The sequence below is a fragment of the Nostoc sp. genome (assembly GCF_036916735.1).
Lineage (GTDB): Bacteria > Cyanobacteriota > Cyanobacteriia > Cyanobacteriales > Nostocaceae > Nostoc.
Map to the genome: position 1 here is coordinate 1 of NZ_JBALFV010000065.1, position 2777 is coordinate 2777.

The window sequence follows — 2777 nt, forward strand, 5'->3', positions numbered from 1 at the left end:
CCAGTAGTTGAGTTGTTTGATAGTCAGACTGAGGGGTTGGTATTTGGAGTAACTCCGACTGCAACAACTGCACAACAACCAACGCCCTCACAGCAAACACCGTCATCTGAGTCAAACCAACCACCAATTGAATTAGAGGTAACTACTCCTCCAGAAACAGGCTATAATGTCCCCGACGCGAGTATTGGCACAAGAACGAATATGCCAACACGGGACGTTCCACAGGTAATTAATGTTATCCCGCAACAAGTGATCAAAGACCAGCACGATCAGTACATTGGGGATGTACTGAGAAATGCTGGCGTATCACAGGGCGGGTTTCCTTCCAGTTTGCAAGACAGATTCGTGATTCGAGGCTTTGATTCTTCCACTAATATCTTAACCGACGGTCTAAGAAATTACTTTGGTGGATCTGAACAAGCCATTAATACCACCAATGTAGACCGAATCGAGGTTCTTAGAGGTCCAGCCTCTGTGCTTTACGGACAAGCGGGACTGGGTGGCATTATTAATGTAGTTACTAAGCAGCCTCTAAGAGATCCTTACTACGCGGCTGCTTTTTCTGTTGGCAGTTTCAACTCAATACAACCCTCGTTTGATATCGGTGGTCCACTGACATCAGATAAAAAGCTCTTGTATCGCCTTGACGGTTCGTATCTATCTTCGGATAGCTTTGTAGATTTTTACCATCAGCAGCGCTATCAGATTGCCGGCGCACTTTCGTGGGATATTAACAAGAATACGAAGTTGACATTGAATTCCAGCTATGAGGATTTCAATCAAAACTTAGATTGGCGCGGGCTACCTGCTGTGGGAACTGTGCTGCCCAACCCCAATGGTAAACTCCCTCCTAGTCGGTTTTTAGGAGAACCTGGAGTAGAAGATCCTCAAGATACTGCATCTACTCGCCTCTCCTACAAACTGGAGCATCACTTCAATGAAAATTGGTCAGTGGAGAATGCTTTTCAGGCAATTCTTACGAGAGTTAATGACAACCCTGATTTACTCCCTAGCAGCCTAGAACCAGATAATCGCACCCTCGATCGAGATACAATAGCTTTCGATGGACCTTTTGTTCAAAATTCATACGATCTTTATACTCAAGTCACGGGGCGCTTTAAAACCGGAAGCCTCGATCACCAACTTATTATTGGGTCGGAATATGCTTGGATCAATATTCACGATGCTTTTAGTCTTCCCTCTACTCCCGCAATTGATATTTTCAATCCTGTTTATGGGAAGCCACTCGGCAGTTCCATTGGCGACTTTCAGGGTGGAAATAGACTTGATGACTTAGGTGTGTATGCTCAAGATGCGATCGAGCTATTTTCTAATCTCAAACTGGTTTTGGGCGCTCGCTATGACTGGGGGGGGAATACGAGTTTTAGCCAAATTCCCACTCCCACCTCAACTTCGTTTTCGAGCGAAGCTTTTAGCCCTCGTGCAGGTTTAGTCTATCAGCCGATCAAACCAATATCACTCTATGCTAGCTATAGCCGCTCCTTTGTTCCCCAGACTGGTCTAAGTGCTAATAACAATCCGTTTCAACCACTGCGCGGGACTCAATACGAAGTGGGTGTCAAGGCTGACCTGCTTGGCGATCAACTCTCAGCTAACTTAGCTTTATACGACCTTACCTTGACTAACAACCTCACAGCTGACCCAAACAACACAAGGTTTTCTATTGCAGTCGGAGAGGAAAGGAGTCGGGGGGTAGAGTTGTTTGTCACAGGTCAAATCTTACCAGGCTGGAATGTAATTGCATCCTATGGTTATACCGATCCCCGTGTGATTAAGGATAATTCTACCCCCGTAGGCAATTTACTCAACCTAGCGCCGCAAAATCAAGCTAGTCTCTGGACAACTTACATCATTCCCAGAGGGAGCCTTAAAGGGATAGGTGCTGGGTTGGGTTTGTTTTATGTGGGCGATCGCTACGGGGATTTAGCTAATTCTTTTAAGTTGCCCAGTTATGTACGCACCGATGCAGCCCTTTTCTATCGTCGCGGACAACTTGATGCAGCGCTCAACTTCCAAAATCTGTTTGACATCACATATTTTGACACAGCTTTGACCAGAACGACAGTGTTTTATGGTACCCCATTCACGGTAAACTTTACATTAGGGTGGCACTTTTGAGAACTATAGTGTTGACCTGGAGGAGCCGTCAGATGCGGCTATGTTTAATTGCTTTATTCTGCTTTATAGGGCTGTGCGCTTGTAGTTACCAGACACATTTACACAATTATAGTCATTCCTTGATTTTTTCACCATCTCAAGTTGATGTCCGCCTTATCAAACACTTTATGGGTGAAACGATCATTCCTGCCCATCCACAACGGGTAGCAATTTTGGTTGACGCTTTATTAGAACCTGCTTTTGCATTGGGAGTCAAGCCCATCGCTGCCCCAAAGAATGCTGTCTCTCACTTGCAGGAATTGGTAGGCAAGCTTAGAGGCATAGAGTTGCTAGACTGGCCATCTCCCAATATCGAGAAGCTTTTGCGACTCAAACCAGATTTAATTTTAGGCTTCAGTTCCCATCAGGATATCTACCCATTATTGTCCCACATTGCACCTACAGTTTTGGCTACTTTCGATCCAGTCGCACCGTGGAAAGGGTTCTTGGTTTTTACAGCCGACGCTTTGGGAAAAACTGACTTAGCACAGCAGTTAATGGCTAACTATTATAGACGTTTAGCACAGTTAAGAACTTCCATGAGTCAGCGTCGATTAACTACGGTTGTATCGGTAGTCGAATTGCGTAGTGATGGGTTT

2 protein-coding genes are annotated in these 2777 nt (G+C 45.2%); both read left to right on the forward strand.

Going from position 1 to position 2777, the window contains the following annotated elements:
• The coding region (locus V7L20_RS15390; RefSeq protein WP_334744922.1) for a TonB-dependent siderophore receptor at window positions 1-2139 on the forward strand (2139 nt) is incomplete at its 5' end.
• A gap of 167 nt (window positions 2140-2306) precedes the next feature.
• Window positions 2307-2777: ABC transporter substrate-binding protein (locus tag V7L20_RS15395; protein ID WP_334744923.1), on the forward strand; the 471-nt coding region annotated here is incomplete at its 3' end.